This is a genomic window from Streptomyces sp. SID11385, from assembly GCF_010548245.1.
GTDB lineage: Bacteria > Actinomycetota > Actinomycetes > Streptomycetales > Streptomycetaceae > Streptomyces.
The window spans coordinates 1-1,730 of the sequence record NZ_JAAGLR010000604.1 but is presented as its reverse complement, the minus strand read 5'-3'; the positions used below and the strand labels follow the sequence as shown (position 1 = coordinate 1,730).

At 77.4% G+C, this 1,730-nt stretch carries 3 protein-coding genes and 1 pseudogene; 1 reads left to right on the top strand and 3 read right to left on the bottom strand.

Annotation, left to right across the window (positions count from 1 at the left end; translation table 11 throughout):
- Nucleotides 1-600: pseudogene (locus tag G3I42_RS18570) on the top strand (NYN domain-containing protein); the annotation flags it as partial.
- 91 nt (nt 601-691) lie between these two features.
- On the opposite strand, the gene G3I42_RS18565 reads toward G3I42_RS18570, so the two are convergent.
- The 3 genes from G3I42_RS18565 to G3I42_RS18555 form a co-directional block, all read right to left on the bottom strand.
- Nucleotides 692-985, bottom strand: a complete 294-nt coding sequence (locus G3I42_RS18565; RefSeq protein ID WP_164287385.1) for a gas vesicle protein K — start codon at nt 983-985, stop codon at nt 692-694.
- A gap of 5 nt (nt 986-990) precedes the next feature.
- The gene (locus tag G3I42_RS18560) at nt 991-1,200 is read right to left on the bottom strand and encodes a gas vesicle protein (RefSeq protein WP_030994590.1); all 210 of its coding nucleotides are present in this window, start codon (nt 1,198-1,200) and stop codon (nt 991-993) included.
- A 17-nt stretch (nt 1,201-1,217) separates the two neighbouring features.
- Nucleotides 1,218-1,730 (bottom strand): GvpL/GvpF family gas vesicle protein (locus G3I42_RS18555; protein ID WP_203606995.1); only part of this gene is annotated, 513 nt, incomplete at its 5' end.

The window sequence follows — 1,730 nt, the reverse complement described above, 5'->3', positions numbered from 1 at the left end:
GGCTCGGGCGGCGGGGCGGGCACGGGCGCGCGGGCGGGCGTCGGGGCCCTGGCCGTCGACGGTTCCGGTGCGGCGACCGGTTCCGGCGAGGACGGGCAGGCGGGGGAGCGGGCCGGGGGCAGGGGCGTTCCCACGCCGAAGGACCTCGCGGCGCTCAAGACCGCCGCTCCGGCGCCGCAGCCCGCGCCGAACGCGACCCTGCGGTGGTCCTCCGACAAGGGCTGGGTCGAGCGGCCCGGCGGAGAGCCCGCCGAGGCCGCCGCGCTGCCCACGCTCGCCCAGCTCACCACCGCCGAGCAGCGGTGGGCGGACCGCGAGGAGGACATCACGACGGTCGGCGGCGACCCCTTCGAGGTCGGCCAGGTCTTCGCCCGCCGCTGGCTCTCCCGCGTCCCCCCGAACCCCCCGGCCCGCGAGCGCCTGGCCCCCCTCTACCCGCGCATCCCGCACCGCATCGACGGCGAACTCCTGCGCTACGCGGCCCGCTTCGGCCTCCTCGCGCACAAGGACGACCAGATCGACGAGAACGACCGCTACGCGATCCGGGCGGGGTTCTGGCGCGAGACGGGCGTGGAGGCGGGGGCGACGACGGGGCGGTGACCAGTCGGGCGGGGGCCTCACCGGAGCGGGCGAGCCGCTTCCGGTGAGGCCCCCGCCCCGGAAGTGCGGGCCGCCTCCCCTCGCCGCCGTGTCAGTTCGGCAGCAGCGTCCCCAGCGGTCCGAGGTCCAGGTTGAGGTCCTCGCGGCGCAGGCCGTGGCGTGCGCACAGGTCGTCCATGCGCTCGTCCAGGAGCATCAGCGCCGTACCGACCGCCTCCTCCTGCTCGTCCGTGAGGTCCCCCGCGTCGAAGCGCCGCACCGCCTGCCGTTCCATGAGCTGCCGCAACAGCTCGACGACCGTCAGCACGAGCGCGGCGAGGTCGCGGCCCACCGCCGCCGGGTCGAGATCGAGGGTCGCCGAAGGCTTCCCGGGCTCGGGGAGCATGCTCGTCACAGGGGACCTCCGTCGTTCCAGGGGGCGGGTACGGACTCGCTCACCGAGGCGAGCAGCGCGTGCAGGGAGATCCGTACGAGAGGCACCTCCGCGATCGCGAGCACGAGGTCCCCGCTGACCACGACCCCCGCCCCGAGCACCCGGTCGAGCAGGTCCACGAGCGGCACCCCGAGCGGCGCCCCGCTGTCGGGCCCGGTCCACGCCACCGGCGCCCCGGCGGCGCTCACGCCGCCTCCCCGGTGAAGGAGTACGGGACCCACGGCCCCGCCACCTCCAGCGTGCACCCGGCGGGCAGGTCCGCCCGCTCGCGCGCGATCCGCTCCGCGAAGGCGGCGGCCTTCGCGAGCGGCACGAGATAGGCCCCGTTGAGCACCTGCGAGCGCCCCTCGCCCGTCACCTCCTTGCCGTGCAACGGCCGCCGCACCCCCTCGGCCGCCACCTCGCGCGCCGCACTGTCGACCCGCTCCGCGATCCGCAGCGCCGCCTCGTGCCCGGACTCCCGCTCGCGCTGCCTGGCCCGTACCCGGTCCAGGTAGTCGCGCCCCCCGCGCGGCCGCCCCGACGGCGGCGGCGCGGGGGAGGCGGCGGGCGCCTCGCGGTGCACCTTGACGGCCCACTCGGCGTGCTCCGCCACGCGCCGCAGCACGGTGTCGAAGCGGTCCGCGTGCGCGAGCAGCCCGGTCCGCGCGCCGTGCTCGTCGTGGTAGAGCGTCGCGAGCGGCAGCGGGACGGCACG